The organism is Marinobacter sp. EhC06, from assembly GCF_001650915.1.
GTDB lineage: Bacteria > Pseudomonadota > Gammaproteobacteria > Pseudomonadales > Oleiphilaceae > Marinobacter.
This window is the reverse complement of record NZ_LXYO01000007.1, coordinates 13,685-29,554: the sequence shown is the minus strand read 5'-3', so window position 1 is coordinate 29,554 and position 15,870 is coordinate 13,685. Positions and strand designations below refer to the sequence as shown.

Below are 15,870 nucleotides of genomic sequence, written 5' to 3'. Positions count from 1 at the left end.
TTTAAGAAGCCGACTTTCCCGATAGACTGTCGCCCAATCGAATCCGAGTGAGCGCTATTCCGGCAATTCAATGACAGACACCCGTTCCGAAACTCCGAGCACACCGACACCCAAACCCGATGGCGAAGCGGCCGTCAAAGCGATGATGGAGCAGCTGGATGCCTGCAATCAGCAGGAAGCCGCCCGCATCGTGAAAACCGTTGCCCGTACCAAGGGAAAGCCGGGCCAGAAGGACCTGGAGAAAATGGCGAATTGGCTGGAACGAGGGCTGGAAAAGGTTCAGCAACGTCATGCCCTGCATAAGCCAGCCAGCTTCCCGGAGGGCTTGCCGGTTTCCGAACGGGTTGACGACATCCGGGAGGCCATCGAAAACCACCAGGTGGTGATCATTGCCGGCGAAACCGGTTCCGGTAAGACCACACAGATCCCGAAAATCTGCATGAACAGTGGCCGGGGTATCCGGGGCCTGATTGGTCATACCCAGCCCCGTCGTATCGCTGCACGCAGTGTGGCGGCCCGGATTGCCGAGGAAATCGGGGAGCAGACCGGCCAGCAGATCGGGTATCAGGTCCGTTTTACCGACAACACCTCGGAGCAGTCCCGGGTGAAGGTGATGACCGACGGTATCCTGCTGGCCGAGGTTCAGCACGACCGGTTTCTCGACCGCTACGATACGATCATCATCGATGAAGCCCACGAGCGCAGTCTCAACATCGATTTCTTGCTCGGCTATCTTCGGCAGCTCTTGCCCAAACGCCCGGATCTGAAGGTTATCATTACCTCGGCAACCATCGAGGTTGAACGATTCAGCGAATTCTTCGACAAGGCGCCGGTGATTGAGGTGAGTGGCCGCACCTATCCGGTGGATGTGCGTTACCGGCCGCTGACCGGCGATGAAGACGATCGGGACCAGGGCTGGACGGACGGCGTTCTCGGCGCCCTGGATGAAATCGAGCAGCACGAACGCATCGAGAAACAGCCACCGGGGGATGTGCTGGTGTTCCTGCCCGGGGAGCGGGAGATCCGCAATCTCAGCAAGGTTCTGCGCCATGTGGACCTGCGGCACACCGAAGTGTTGCCGCTTTATTCCCGGTTGAGCAATGCCGAGCAGAACCGGGTGTTCCAGTCCCACAAGGGCCGACGGATCGTGCTTTCCACGAACGTGGCGGAAACCTCGCTAACGGTGCCGGGCATCCGCTACGTGATCGATACCGGGGTTGCCCGGATCAGCCGCTACAGTGTGCGCTCGAAGATCCAGCGCTTACCGGTGGAACCGATTTCTCAGGCGAGCGCCAACCAGCGGGCAGGACGTTGTGGCCGGGTGGCCCCGGGTATCTGTTTCCGGCTGTACGATGAGACGGATTTTATCAACCGCCCGGAATACACCGATCCGGAAATACTGCGCACCAACCTGGCGTCGGTCATTCTACAAATGGCGACGTCGGGGCTTGGTGAAATTCGGCAGTTCCCGTTCCTGGAGGCGCCGGATAAGCGTCAGGTCAACGACGGCTACAAGCTGCTGGAAGAATTGGGTGCAGTGGATGACAAGCGCCGCGTTACCCGGCTTGGTCGAACCATGTCGCGGCTGCCCCTCGATCCACGCCTGGCCAGGATGCTGGTCACCGCGGCGGAGCTTGGCAGTCTGGCGGAAACCTTGGTCATCATTGCCGGGTTGAGTATTCAGGACCCGCGGGAGCGGCCCCAGGACAAACAGCAGGCTGCGGATCAGGCCCACGCTCCGTTCAATGACAAGGAATCGGATTTCGTCACCCTGCTGAACGTGTGGAATTTCTATGAAGAACAACGCCAGGAAATGTCCCAGAATCAGCTCAAGAAGGTCTGCCAGAAGAGCTTCCTGAGCTGGATGCGAATGCGGGAATGGCGTGATATCCATCGCCAGCTGACGTTGATCTGTCGTGAACAGAAGCTGGCGGTCAACAAGGATGCCGCCAGTTACGAAGCGCTGCACAAGGCGATACTGGCCGGTCTTCTGGGCCAGGTAGCCGTGAAGGTAGAAAAGAAGGAATACCTGGCGACACGGAACCGGAAGGTGCTGATCTTTCCCGGCTCCAAGGTAGCCAAGACCGGTCCGAAATGGATCGTTGCCACCGAGATTGTGGAGACCAGTCGGGTATTTGCCCGGGTGGTGGCGTCCATTCAACCGGAATGGATTGAGCCTCTCGCCGGTCATATCGTCAAACACCATTATTTTGAGCCCCATTGGGAGCAGAAGCGGTCCCAGGTGATGGGCTACGAAAAGGTCACCCTTTACGGGCTGGATATTGTCGCCAAGCGTCGTATTCCCTACGCCAAAGTGGATCCGGCGGAATGCCGAAACCTGTTTATCCGGCGAGCGCTGGTGGAGGGGGATTATCGGTCAAAGGCGCCCTTTATAGCCCGTAACCGGGAGATGCTCGACACGGTTGAGAATCTTGAGAAGAAGACCCGGCGGCGTGATCTGCTCGTTGACGATGAAGTGCTCGTGGCCTTCTACGATGAACGTTTGCCTGCAGACATCATCAGTGGCCGGCATTTCGAGACCTGGTGGAAGGGGCTCTCAGCGGAGCAACTGAAAGAACTGGAGCTCACCGAAGCCGACATTCTCCAGCGGCCGGTGGATGCCCAGGCCGCGGACCTGTACCCCGATTATCTGGAGTGGCAGGGTGTTCGCTACCCGCTGAGCTACGAGTTCGAACCCACCAGTGAAAAAGACGGCGTCACGCTGCAGGTTCCCCTGATGGCCCTCAAACAGATTCCGTCTCGTCGTCTGGAATGGCTGGTGCCGGGATTGTTGAGAGAGAAATGCATTGCCCTGGTGAAGTCTCTGCCCAAGGCGTTGCGCCGTAACTTTGTGCCTGTGCCTGATTTTGTGGACGCAGCCCTTGAGAACCTGCAGCCGTCCAACGAACCGTTAACGCTTCAACTGGGCGAGCAGTTGCGACGAATGACCGGCGTACAGATTGATCCAGAGGCCTGGTCGGAATCGGAGTTACCAAAGCACCTCCGGATGAATCTGCGGGTCATGGGCGACGGGGGGCGCACCATCGCAGAGAGTCGCGACACGTCTGACCTGCAGCACCAACTTGAGGGGCAGGCCGAGCAGGCGCTTGAGTCGGCGACAAAAGATGATTCGGCGGCGGAGCCGAGCGGCGAGTACACCGAATGGCGGTTCGGAGCATTGCCCGAACAGGTCCAGACGGAAAAGGGCGGCATGCAGGTGACCGTCTATCCCGCGCTGGAAGATCTGGGCAAGCAAGTGCGCCAGATACGCTGTCTGGACCGGCTGACTGCTGAAGATACTACCCGGAAGGCAATCGCCCGGCTGATTCTGAACCGGTTCGGCAGGACGCTCGATGACCTGGAGCGGAAACTTCCGCGTTTCAAGCAGTCTGCGCTTATGTTTGCTCCGGTGGGCCAGTCGAAAGTCTTGCTGGATGATCTGTTGCTGGCAACGGCCATGCAGCACTTTCTCGCGGAGGGTGTTCCGAGAACAGCAGAGGACTTCGACCGTGTGTTTGACGCTCACCGGGGTGACTTCATCCCGGCTCTGGAGCAGGCAGACGAGCGGTTGTATCAGGCGATGTCCGGTTATCAGAAAGTGGCGAAGCAGTTGAAAGGCAAAATCAATCTGGCGCTCGCCAACAGCATGGCCGATCTTAAATTTCAGTTACAGAACCTGGTCTATCCCGGATTTCTGGTGGAAACACCGCCTGAGTGGCTAGCGGAGTTCGGGCGTTATTTTGAGGCGGCGCTGATTCGTCTTGAAAAGATGCCTCGGGAAATGGGCCGGGAGCGGGAGTTTCTTCACACTATCGAGCCGCTCTGGTCTCGCTACGCGGTAAAGCGGGACGAACAGCAGCGGCAGGGGATTCGGGATCCTGAATTGGTGTTGTACCGGTGGATGCTCGAGGAGTTCCGGGTGTCGTTCTTTGCCCAGCAATTGGGCACGGTGATGACCGTGTCGGTGAAACGTCTGGACCGGCAGTGGGAAAAGACCAGAGTCTGAGGAAGGCAGGCTGCACCAATCCGGTGCTACTGACTGATAGCCGACGGGCAAAACCCCGATACTGTGTTAGTATTTCTGGCAGTAGGTCAATGAACGAATCAGACGGGACGCCAGTCATCCCGTTTTCACAATCATGACGTGGGGTTAGCGTGATTAAAGCCGTTATTAGCGGGACCGGTCTCTACACACCGCCAGCAACCATTGATAATGACGAACTGGTCGAAGCCTTCAACCAGTACGTTGAACTGTTCAACGCCGAGAACGCAGATGCCATCGCCAGTGGCGATGTGACGCCGCTGCAGCCATCGTCCTCCTCGTTTATCGAGAAAGCCTCCGGCATCAAGCGCCGCCATGTTATCAACAAGGACGGCATTCTCGATCCAAAACGCATGAAGCCCTATATTCCCGATCGCAGCAACGAGGAGCCCTCGGTGCAATGCGAAATGGCTGTGACTGCTTGCCGTGAGGCCCTCGAGCAGGCGGGTAAGTCGACACAGGATGTCGATGCCGTGATCGTTGCCTGTTCCAACCTGCAACGGGCCTATCCGGCAGTTTCTATCGAAGTTCAGGAAGCGCTCGGTATCGACGGGTTTGCCTACGATATGAACGTGGCGTGCAGCTCCGCTACGTTCGGCCTTCAGGCGGCTGTCAATTCTGTCGAGAACGGCACTGCCCGTTCTGTTCTGGTCGTCAGCCCGGAAATCTGTTCCGGCCACCTGAACTTCCGGGACCGGGACAGTCACTTCATCTTTGGTGACGCCTGCACAGCCATTCTGGTAGAGCGCGAAGAAGATACCCGTGAGGGGCAGGGGTTCGAGATTCTCGGTACCAGCCTGAAAACCAAGTTTTCCAATAACATCCGGAACAATTTCGGGTTTCTGAACCGTGCCGATGATTCCGGTGTTGGTAAACCCGACAAGCTCTTCGTTCAACAGGGTCGCAAGGTGTTCAAGGAGGTGTCGCCGCTGGTTGCCGAGACCATCCAGAAACAGCTGCAAAGCCTGTCTCTGGCGCCGGATGATCTCCGTCGCATGTGGTTGCACCAGGCTAACCTGAATATGAATCAGCTGATTGCCCGCAAGGTGCTGGGTCGCGATGCCACTGAGGAAGAGGCACCGGTGATTCTGGATGAGTACGCCAACACCAGCTCCGCCGGTTCGATCATCGCCTTCCACAAGCACAAGGATGACTTTGTCAGTGGCGATCTCGGGGTAATCTGTTCGTTCGGGGCAGGTTATTCCATCGGCAGCGTGGTGGTACGCCGCCGGTAGGAGTCTTCCGGTTCAGGTCGTTGCCAGGGCCCGGAGGGTGTCTGGCAGCGGGGCCGAGGAACGTGTTTCCCGGTCGAACCACACGATTTTCGCATAGCCTTCCGCATAAACAGCGCCGGTGTCGACATCTGTCAGCAAATGATAGGTGTCGAGGCTGGTGTTACCCGCCTTGTCGGCGTATGTTTTCACCTCAACCGTTGCCGGGTGGTTCAATTCCTTTAGAAAGGTGGCACTGGTCTTTATAATAACCGGGCCGGTCGGCTCTTCGGGGCCGCCCAGCTCCAGTGAGGCCAGCCAGACAATGCGCGCTTCCTCAAAGAATCGGAAGTAGACTGTATTGTTGGCATGGCCGTATGCATCCATGTCTCCCCAGCGGAGCGGCATGGTAATCGTGCTTACAAGATTTCCCGGTACTGACATCGGTTTCTCCGGAACAACGGTTTAATAATAAAAAAGTAGCGCCGGTATTTTCGACGAATTGAAACGAATTAAACAACCCAAGAGCAGATGATGAAACACATTTTTATCCGGCGCCGGCTGTTTACGCTCACCATGTTGGTGTCCCTGGCCATATTCCTGCCAGTGGGCCAGGCCTTCGCGCAGAATATGCAGCAGCCCGCCCCCGAAGGGTCTGTTCCGGTTGACCCGAAAGATCCCTGGGAAAACTGGAACCGCAAGGTATATACCTTCAACGAGACCATCGACCGCTGGTTCCTGAAGCCGGTCGCGCAGGCCTACAGGACGTTTACCCCGCAGATTGTTGACCGTGGTATTACCAACTTTTTCAATAACCTGACTGAGCTCCGGAACTTCACCAACAGTGTGCTGCAGTTGAAAGGGGAGTCTGCGGTGGTGGCTGTCGGCCGCTTTACCTACAACACCACCTTCGGCCTGGGCGGTCTGATTGATGTGGCAACCGCCTTTGATCTCCCGGAGCGGCCCGAGGACTTTGGCCAGACCCTGGGATACTGGGGCGCGGGATCCGGGCCCTACCTTATGCTGCCGTTTCTCGGCCCGTCCACGCCAAGGCACTTTACCGGGTTTGCAACTGACGGCTTTGCGCTGCCATCAGCGTGGGATACTGTGGACAGTCCGGAAGTTTATTACGCTCGGGCCGTGCAGGTAGTTGATAAGCGCGCGGATTTGATTCCCGCGGAAAGCTTCATATCCGGCGACAGCTACGTATTTGTCCGAAACGCCTTCCTGCAGCGTCGGGAATTCCTGATCAATGATGGGAAAGTGGTCAACGATCCGTTTGCCAGCGGTGATGATGAGGATCTGATGCTCGATGATTTCTGAGCGTCATCGGGATTGATAGGAGGTCAGCGGTGCTGAAGGATCCAAGATTAGCCAAATTCCGGAAAATGCTGGCCGAGGCGCCGAACTACGAAGTCTGGAAGGCCGCAGCGTTGGAACTGGACTTTCTGGAAGGTAACGCCGAGTGGAAAGAGGATTTCGCCTCCGACCTCTATCACTATGAACTGATTTACGACCGCCTGAGCAATCTTAAGCAGTATCGCCAGCAGAATGATGTGGAACGTCTGAAACGGGCCCTCCGGGAAGGACTGCACCATGACCTGGGGAATATGGGCAACCCGGTGCTCTACACGCGGTCGCGAGTTGGCACCAAACACCTGATTGAAGAATACATCACCCAGGTTTGCGAAGCGCTGGATTATCTCTGTGATCAACCGGTGCCCGGTTTTCCCGTTGCGGACAAGCTTCAGTTTTTCCGCGATACCCTTACCAGCTACGGTCGACCAGCACTTTTGCTCAGCGGCGGTGCGACCCTTGGTGTGTTCCACTTCGGGGTAATCAAGGCCCTCTGGGAAAAGGGGCTTCTGCCTCAGGTCATTGCCGGCTCAAGTATTGGCGCCATTATCGCGGGTATTCTTGGTGTACACACCGACGCAGAAATCCCCGAAATGCTGGTGCCGGAGAACCATAATCTGAAAGCCTGGAAGTGGCGTGGCCTGCTCAGCGCGGTGCGCGGAGACGGGCTCATGGATCAGGAAGAGCTTCGAAATTGCCTGCGTGGCAATATCGGTGAATACACCTTTGAAGAGGCTTACCAGCGTACTGGCCGTTCGATCAATGTGAGTGTCTCACCGGTTCAGGCCCACCAGAAGGCTCGCTTGCTGTGCGGATACACCTCGCCTTACCTGATGGTCTGGAGTGCAGTGTTGGCCAGCGCCGCGGTTCCCGGTATTTTCCCGCCGGTTACCCTGATGAAAAAGGACATTCAGGGCACCACGCTACCCTATATGCCGCGCCTGAAGTTTGTGGATGGCTCGGTTGTGAGCGACCTGCCAATTGAACGGTTGATGCACCTGTACGATGTGAATTACACCATCGTGAGCCAGACCAATCCCCACGTGGTGCCGTTCCTGAGCCAGCGGGGGCGGGATGAAAAGTTGTCCCTTGGCAACCTGCCCATGCACTTGTTGAAATCCGAAATCCAGTTTCATGGCCAGGGGGTGTTCGACTACCTGCGCAAACGCCTCAGGCCGGAACTTCTGCGGCAGATGTCCGGTCAGCTGTACACTATCATGGCCCAGCGCTATTCGGGAGACGTTACCATTGCGCCCTCATATTCGTTCAAGGATTACAGCAGGATGCTGGCAAATCCAGATCCTGCCTACGTGCGGCAGATGATTCTGGCCGGCGAACGGGCCACCTGGCCGAAGATCTCCATGATCCGTTCCCATGCCCGTATCTCGAAAACCCTGGAGCGGTGTGTCCGGCGGCTCAAGCAACAGAACCGGCGCACCGCCGAGCTCAGACTGATCAGCAACGCGGATTCCGGTACGTCCTGATATGTATTACGACTTTTTCGGCTTTCGCGAACCGCCGTTTTCCATTGCTCCAGACCCTCGTTACCTATATCTGAGCGATCGCCACAAGGAGGCGCTGGCGCACCTGATGTATGGGGTTCAGGGGCAGGGCGGCTTCATCGTGATCACCGGTGAAGTGGGAACCGGGAAAACGACAGTTTCCCGCTGCTTCATCGAGAACGTTCCGGATAACGTAGATATCGCGCTGATCCTTAACCCAAGGCTCTCTGCGCGGGAATTGCTGTCCTCCATCTGCGATGAGCTGGAAATACCCCACGAGATCAGTGCCACCATCAAGGAACTGGTGGATCTGATTAACCAGGACTTGCTCAAGGCCCATGCGGCCGGGCGACACAAGGTTCTGATGATCGATGAGGCCCAGAATCTGTCGGCCGAGGTACTGGAACAGCTGCGGCTTCTGACCAACCTGGAAACGGCAGAGAAAAAACTGCTGCAGATTGTTTTGCTGGGCCAGCCCGAATTGCAGGAAATGCTGGCGCTTCCGGAGCTGCGCCAACTGAACCAGCGCGTAACCGCGCGGTACCATCTGGATGCCATCGGCCGGGAAGAATTGCCCGCCTACCTTCGCTACCGGCTCAGCGTCGCCGGTATGCGAGGCGATATTTTTTCGCAGCGGGCGGTGAATCGTCTTTACCGCGAAAGCCAGGGCATTCCCCGCCTTATCAACCTGATCAGTGACCGGGCCCTGTTGGGAGCTTACGCGGAAGGCGAGCATGAAATTACGGTTGATCACATCCGCCACGCGGCAAAGGAAGTGCGAGGACACTCGATTGGTCCTGCGCCTTCACGATCAGGCCGGTCGCCGGACAGGTCACAGTACCTGGTTGTTGCCGCTTCGATTCTGGTGGCCATCATTGGAACCGCCTGGCTGTTTGAGCGGTGGTCCCCCGACAGTTCAGCTTCGACGGGGCACTCGTCGGCAGAACCTCTTGAAGGCGCGGTTGAACGGTTGGAAGAGCAGGAGCGAGAACAGGAAAGAGTGGTTGAGGGGTCTGGAAATTTGCCAGAAGAGCCGTCGGGGCCAGGCGAACTGGCCGTTCCGGATCAACTTCTGGATTCGGTGTCGGCGTTTCAGGTACTTTTCGGAATCTGGGGGCGGAGCTATCAGCCGGCGGAAGCACCCGTGGCCTGCGACTGGGCCAGAGAAAATGGGCTGGGTTGCCTTAACCGTCAGGGCAGCCGCCGAAGCCTGGAGTTTCTTGATCGCCCGGCAATGCTTCAGCTCCAGGATGAGGCAGGTAACACCGGATTCGTCGTCCTCCGCCATCTGAATGGCGATACGGCAGAAGTTGCCATGCCCTCTGGCAATCAGACCGTGTCCTTTGCCAGTATCGAGCGATACTGGTTCGGAGAATATCGGGTATTGTGGCGCTTGCCGGAATACCTTACAGGGGACGGTTTTTACAGCAATGGTGGTGGCGAACAACTCTGGATTGGCGCCCGAATGATGGATCTGGCAGACCGGCACAGTAAATCCCGTGCAGAGAGCGACCGCGTTAAACGTATGAACGCGGAAGAGCAGGTTCGCTGGTATCAGGCATTACGGGGGCTCACTGTGGATGGCATTGCCGGCGCTATGACCATCATCCAGATCAATAATGATCTGGAAGCCTCCATCCCTCGCCTGAAGCCCCTGAAGCCGGAAGGTCGAGAGTAGTCATGTCTTACATTCTTGACGCATTGCGAAAATCCGAAACCGAGCGGCGGCAGGGTCGCGTTCCGGACCTCGGCCAACAGGTGCAGTTGATTCACCGGCCGAAGAAAAAGAGGGTGTCACCAGCTCTCTGGGTGTCGCTGGCACTGTTGCTGAACGCCGCAGTCCTGGCCTTTGTGTTCTGGCCGGGAACGCCGTTGCCCTGGGTTGTTGAGTCACAATCAGAGGCTCCAGCAGCCCCGGATAAAGCTACGGTCCCTGAACCTGTGCCGGTACCGACCGCGACTGAAGCAGAACCGACATCGGAAGATCCCGTCGCGGAGACGGGGGCAATCCCGGAGCCCGATCCTGTTCAGGCAACGCCGTCGCCGATCGCCTCGGAACCTCCGGTAGCTGAGAGCAGGGATCGGGCGACGGTTATTGTTCCATCATCCGCAATATCCGAAACCGCGGTGCCGATGGTGGAACAGGAGCAGGCGGGCCGAGTACCTCATCTGGTAGAGTTGCCGCTTTCATTCCAGAAGAGCGTTCCCGACTTGACCTTTAACAGCCATATCTACTCTTCCTCGCCTGCATCGCGCCGGGTGATGATCAACGACACCTACCTTCGGGTGGGCGATACCTTTGAAGGCCTGCGGGTGGACGACATCACCGAAGAGGGTGTGGTTCTGAGCCGTGACGGTCGCCGCTTCCGGGTTGGTGTGGTGCGGGACTGGGTGAGCCCCCGCTGATGGCTCTCACCGACGACATCAAGCAATCCATCCAGCAAGGCTATCGCGATGTGCTTGCCGGCAAGGACATTCGGGCGCGCTATGGTCAGCGTCTGATGATTGCCGAAATTGCCAAGTACATGGGTGATATCACAGAGAACGATGGCCAGAGAACCTCTCCGGCTGCGGCCTGTGTTGTGGAGGCGGGTACAGGTACCGGCAAGACCCTTGCTTACCTGATCGCCGCCATTCCGGTGGCTAAAGCCCTGGGCAAAACGCTGGTTATATCCACCGCGACCGTCGCCTTACAGGACCAGATCGTGCTCAAGGACCTCCCGGACCTGAAGAAGCACAGCAAGATGGACTTCAACTGGACGCTCGCTAAAGGCCGTGGCCGCTACCTGTGCATGTCCCGACTGGAAGCACGTTTGCACGATGAGGGAAACACCGACAGTGACACCATGCCTCTGTTCCTGCTGGATGGCCCCAAAAACGAAGAACCTGGTACCCGGGCGTTCTTTGAAGAGATGCTGGCAAGTTATGGTTCACGGGAATGGGACGGTGACCGGGACCATTGGCCGGAGCAGATTCCGGACGATGTCTGGCGACAGGTGACCACGGACCACCGCCAGTGCACCAACCGCCATTGCAGCTACTTTGACAGCTGCGCGTTTTTCGATGCCCGTAAAGATCTCGACGATGCTGATATCGTGGTAGCCAACCACGACCTGGTGCTGGCCGATCTGGCCTTGGGCGGCGGGGCGATTTTGCCGGAGCCGGAGAATGCCCTGTATATCTTTGATGAGGCTCATCATCTTCCGGACAAAGCGCTGAACCACTTTGCGGCGTCGCTCCCGCTTAACGCCACCCGGCAATGGCTGAAACAGCTTTCCCAGGCGCTTGTTAAAATGCAGCCTTATCTGGCAGCCGGCACCCAGGCCGCCAAGTCCCTGGATCGCGTCAGTTCTGCCTCAAGGGAAGTGGATCTCGTGCTGAACCGGGTTTACGAGGAAGCCGAGCAGAATACCGGGTGGGAGTTCAACGAGGAGCGCCGGACGGCCCAATGGCGTTATCCGGAGGGTGAACTGCCGGAAGCCATGGCAGATCTATCAGCCGAGAGCCGCATTGCGACCGCCAATATGGTCCGCCAGCTTGGCGTTCTTGCAGACGAACTGCAGGGAGCATTCGACGAGCGCAAGGAACATGAGATTGACCGGGAAACCGCAGAAGCATGGTACCCGGTGATTGGCTCTTTCCACGCAAGGGCCGAGGACCAGTTGAGACTCTGGACCGCCTGGTGCGAGCAGGGCAATGCAAAACCCGCCAGCGAGTCAGAAACGGATTCTGAAGCGGGTGAAGAGAAGGAATCCAGGCCGCCAGTGCAGAAAAGCCCGCCACCGGCCCGCTGGGCTGTGCGTCAACGCTGGGACCATGCCGAAGACATTACGCTTTACAGTTCACCGGTACTGGCGGACAACCTCCTTTACTCCCGGCTATGGTCCCGGGCCTACGGCGCCGTGCTCACCAGTGCCACCCTGACCGCCCTGGGCAGGTTTGATCGCCTGAACGCCCGGGCGGGATTACCCCAGGGCAGCCGCTTCCTGGTTGTTCCCAGCTCATTCCGCTATGGCGAGATGGCGACGGTCGAGGTGCCGGCGATGTCCGCCATGCCGACGGACGACGGTTTTGCTGATGAGCTTGTTAAACGACTGCCGGACCTGTGGGCCGGCGAGAAAGCGACGTTGGTATTGTTCACTTCCCGGCGCCAGATGCAGCAGGTTCGGGACGCTCTTGCCCCTGATTACCCGGAGCTGATCATCACCCAGGACGATATGGCCAAGGGCGAGGTGCTCAGGCAGCATTGCAGCCGGGTGGATGAGGGACGGCCCAGTGTCCTGTTTGGCGTTGCCAGCTTTGCCGAGGGCATCGATTTGCCCGGAAAGTACCTGCACCACGTTGTGATCACCCGTCTGCCGTTTTCAGTGCCCGATGACCCTATTGAGGCGAGCCTGGCAGAGTGGGTAACCCAACGAGGCGGTAATCCCTTTATGGAAATCACCGTTCCGGATGCTTCGATCAAACTGGTCCAGGCGGTGGGCCGGCTACTTAGAACCGAACAGGATACTGGCAGGGTGACCATTCTGGATCGCAGGATCATTGCCCGGCGGTATGGTCAGCTGCTGCTGGATGCCTTGCCGCCTTTCCGCCGAATTATCGAACGTTAGATCTCATCGACAAACCATTCAGCCATAAAAAAAGAGCCGCCCCCGGAGGGTTGGCTCTCATCAAATGGGTTCTTTCGAACCCGGGCGTCGAAACAACGCGGAACAAGAAATCTGAAGGCCTGAAGTTTCAGAATTCCTGGTGAGGTTTCCCTCACCGTTGGAATAATAGTAGGGGATTAGAGGGCGTAGACGGATCGTCCAAAGGGCGTAGCGGGCTTAGATAGTTGAAGCAAAATGTGATGCTCATCACATTTAGGCTCCCTTGGGTGTCAGCCTTCCAGTAGCCCCAGATCCCGGGCCCGAGCCAGTGCCTCGGTCCTGCGGCCGACGCCCAGTTTGCCGTAGAGGTTGCGAATATGAGCTTTTACGGTAGCCGGCGCGACCTTCATTTTTGAGGCAATATCCTTATTGGCATGCCCCTCGTGAATCAACTCCAGCACTTCCAGCTCTCTTTGGCTGAGTGGTTCCGGTAGTGCTTCCGGATCAATTGCCGGACGTTCAGGCACACTGGCCCCTGAGCTTATGCTGCTTTTGAGGTGTATCTGACCAGACTCTCTTTGATCAACAAGCATCTTCCTGACGTTGGCGTTCCAGCTGCCAGGTGCGTTCAGCGCGGGCAGATCCAGCAGTAGGGTACGAAGATCCGGACTCTCTTCGGCAAACAGCCGCATGAACCCGGCCTCGGAAGCCAGGGTTACAGCACGGGTCAGCATCTGTTCCGATTCGTCTTTCCGCTCCTGTTGTGCAAGGGCCTCGCCGTAGACCAACAGTATCTCCACCAGGTGACGGTTGTGGGCATTGCGTTCAGCCGGTTTCAGTAAGGCGCTGAGTATTTCCTGGGCACGCTCTGGCTGGTTAAGTGCCACCAGCACACGAGCTTCGCTGATCCGGCTTTGTTCGAGGTGAAGCGGGTTCGTGAATTCGGTGTCGGGCCTGGAATCCAGGCTGGCACGTGCCTTTTCCGGGTGACCGGCGGCAAGATAGCACCGGGCAAGAAGAGCGGTGCTGGCAGGCGGCTCGAAAACAATCTGCTCGCGGCGCTTTCGGCCTGTCTGGGAAGCATCTTCCAGGGCCTCAATTGCGTCCTCAAGTTTGCCCTCGCTGAAGGCAAGGTGACCACGAACGTATTGAATGATTACGTGCTGCCCCGGCTCCGTGCCCCGTTCAACATGCTCCAGCAGAGGCTGGAGGTGCGTGGTGGCGAGCTGGGGATGATTTCGCTCCCGGTGGATTTCACACAGGGTGCTGTTCTGCCAGCAGGAGATGAGTCTTGGTTGGCTGGGGTCTGAGTAGTGTCGGTCTACCCATTGCCGGATGTCGGTGCAGGTTTCCAGCGCCAGATCGATATCACCCCGGTTGTACTGAATCCACGCCAACAGGCCGCCGCTGGAGAGCACGGTGCTGGGCTTATGTTCCACCTGTCCATAACGAACGGCAGACTGGAGCGCGTCTTCGGCCTCGGTAAGCTCACCCTTGCCGTAGTAATCAAGGCCCAGCCCGTAATAGGTTACGGACTTCAAAGGGATACGGGTGTGGTCTATCTCCCTGAGCACCTGTCGGGTGAGGTCGGCGGCGCTTTTGTCGTCACTCCGGGTTCGGGCTAAATACGAGCGCATCAGCGAGATCTCGCTTTGCAACCCCAGGGCCCCTTCGGCATCCGGATGGGAATCAGCTACCTGCCGGTCCAGCAGATCCTCAAGTGCCGACAGTAGAGGCTCGAGCGTGTCCACCCGATTCGCAAAGAACAGTCCCCAGATCCGGAGCATCTGGAGCTGCGGATGATCGGTTACCAGTTCCTTTGGCAGGGCATCGAGCCAGTCCAGCACGGGAAGGTGATAACCACTATGGATCAGATTGTTGCCATGTTCCGCCAGTACCCGGGCCAGCCACGACCAGTCCTCCTGACGGACAATCTGGGCAATGGCCTCCTGAACATGACCGTGGGCCAATAACCATTCCACAGTGCGTTGCCAGAGGTACGTTGCCTTCTCCGGTTCTGTGTGACTGATCCTTAGCAACAGCGCATCCCGGAACAGGTCGTGGTATCGGAACCATTCGTTCCGGGTATCCAGCGGAATCAGGAACAGGTTCTGGCTCAGGAGCTTTTCGAGCATCTCCTGGCTGTCGTCCGACTCACGGATTGAGTCACAAAGAGACGCACAGAGCCTGGGGCAGCAGGCGGTTTCAAGCAGGAAATCGGCTATATCCCGGGGTTGCTGTTCCAGCACTTCGCTGAGGACATAATCGCTTATATAGCGCTCATCCAGATTGATCTGGTTTCCGGATTTGGCTGCGTCCTTCCAGGAAAACGTCGAAGAAAGCGCGGATAGCTGCATGGCGGCCACCCAGCCTTCGGTTTTGCGGACAATGGCATGGACATCCTCGTCAGTGATATCAAGCCCCATGGTATCGCGGAAAAACTGCCGGCATTCGTCTTCAGAAAAGGCCAACAGGCCAGGGTGGATGTCCTGGATCCATCGGCGGACGCGCCAGCGTGCCAACGGCAAGGGTGGCTCCGTTCGGGACGCCAGGGTAATCAGGATCTCCGGCGGTAAATAATCGATGAAATAGCCAAACTGCCTGTGGATGGCCGGGTTTCCGATAAAGTGGAAATCGTCCAGCACCAACGACCAGGCGCTGCCATCCTGAGCCAGAGTATTGATCAGGCCAGTAATGGTCTCGGTGAATGTTTCATCGGTTTGATGGGTGAGCTGTTTACGCAACTCGGCTGCACCGGCCAGTCCGGCCTGTTCGAAGGCGCCGATGACGTACTGCCAGAATCGCCGGGGTTCATCATCGTGTTCATCCAGGGAAAGCCAGGCCGTCGGTGAGGAAACCCGCGAGCACCACTGGGCCACCAGTGTGGTCTTTCCAAAGCCGGCCGGCGCAATCACCAGATTCAGCCGTTTGGGGCTTTGGGGCTCAAGCAGGGCGCTCAACCGGTCACGCTTGACCGCGCGCGAGTCTGACGTTGGCCTGAGAAACTTGGTGGTAAGCAGCATGGATTCCCTGAAAACTGGAGTGTTGAATTGCCTTGGCAGGGCATAAAGGATTGTGTCCTTTGTAATCACCAAGTCAAGGGCCATGAAGCCACTTTAATCGCGCCAGGGTTTTATCAGAGGCTGCGTAAATGCAATTTTGGTCTAAAC

Annotated in this window: 9 protein-coding genes; 7 read left to right on the top strand and 2 right to left on the bottom strand. The window is 57.7% G+C overall.

Going from position 1 to position 15,870, the window contains the following annotated elements:
• Positions 1 to 70 precede the first annotated feature (70 nt).
• Positions 71 to 4,006, top strand: a complete 3,936-nt coding sequence (gene hrpA / locus A8B84_RS04715; RefSeq protein ID WP_227512619.1) for an ATP-dependent RNA helicase HrpA — start codon at positions 71 to 73, stop codon at positions 4,004 to 4,006.
• A gap of 149 nt (positions 4,007 to 4,155) precedes the next feature.
• Positions 4,156 to 5,277 carry a beta-ketoacyl-ACP synthase III gene (locus tag A8B84_RS04710; RefSeq protein ID WP_064226952.1) on the top strand — a complete coding sequence of 374 codons (1,122 nt, stop codon included), beginning with the start codon at positions 4,156 to 4,158 and terminating at the stop codon, positions 5,275 to 5,277.
• A gap of 12 nt (positions 5,278 to 5,289) precedes the next feature.
• Here the strand turns inward: A8B84_RS04710 and A8B84_RS04705 are convergent, their stop codons facing one another.
• Positions 5,290 to 5,697: an acyl-CoA thioesterase gene (locus A8B84_RS04705; RefSeq protein ID WP_064226951.1), complete on the bottom strand. Its 408-nt coding sequence runs from the start codon at positions 5,695 to 5,697 to the stop codon at positions 5,290 to 5,292.
• 90 nt (positions 5,698 to 5,787) lie between these two features.
• Between A8B84_RS04705 and A8B84_RS04700 the strand changes: the two genes are divergently transcribed.
• Genes A8B84_RS04700 through dinG form a run of 5 tightly spaced genes read left to right on the top strand, consistent with a single transcriptional unit; the run spans position 5,788 to position 12,721 of the window.
• Positions 5,788 to 6,576: a VacJ family lipoprotein gene (locus A8B84_RS04700; protein ID WP_064226950.1), complete on the top strand. Its 789-nt coding sequence runs from the start codon at positions 5,788 to 5,790 to the stop codon at positions 6,574 to 6,576.
• 29 nt (positions 6,577 to 6,605) lie between these two features.
• Positions 6,606 to 8,093, top strand: coding sequence for a DUF3336 domain-containing protein (locus A8B84_RS04695; protein WP_064226949.1), 1,488 nt, complete (start codon positions 6,606 to 6,608; stop codon positions 8,091 to 8,093).
• Between the two features lies 1 nt (position 8,094).
• On the top strand, positions 8,095 to 9,789 hold the full coding sequence (locus tag A8B84_RS04690; RefSeq protein ID WP_064226948.1) for an AAA family ATPase: 1,695 nt from the start codon (positions 8,095 to 8,097) through the stop codon (positions 9,787 to 9,789).
• Positions 9,790 to 9,791: 2 nt separating this feature from the next.
• Positions 9,792 to 10,517 carry a general secretion pathway protein GspB gene (locus A8B84_RS04685; RefSeq protein ID WP_064226947.1) on the top strand — a complete coding sequence of 242 codons (726 nt, stop codon included), beginning with the start codon at positions 9,792 to 9,794 and terminating at the stop codon, positions 10,515 to 10,517.
• Positions 10,517 to 12,721 carry an ATP-dependent DNA helicase DinG gene (gene dinG, locus A8B84_RS04680; RefSeq protein ID WP_064226946.1) on the top strand — a complete coding sequence of 735 codons (2,205 nt, stop codon included), beginning with the start codon at positions 10,517 to 10,519 and terminating at the stop codon, positions 12,719 to 12,721. Before A8B84_RS04685 ends, dinG begins: the two co-directional genes overlap by 1 nt.
• Before the next feature lie 269 nt (positions 12,722 to 12,990).
• Here the strand turns inward: dinG and A8B84_RS04675 are convergent, their stop codons facing one another.
• Positions 12,991 to 15,723, bottom strand: coding sequence for a LuxR C-terminal-related transcriptional regulator (locus A8B84_RS04675; protein WP_064226982.1), 2,733 nt, complete (start codon positions 15,721 to 15,723; stop codon positions 12,991 to 12,993).
• Positions 15,724 to 15,870: the final 147 nt, after the last annotated feature.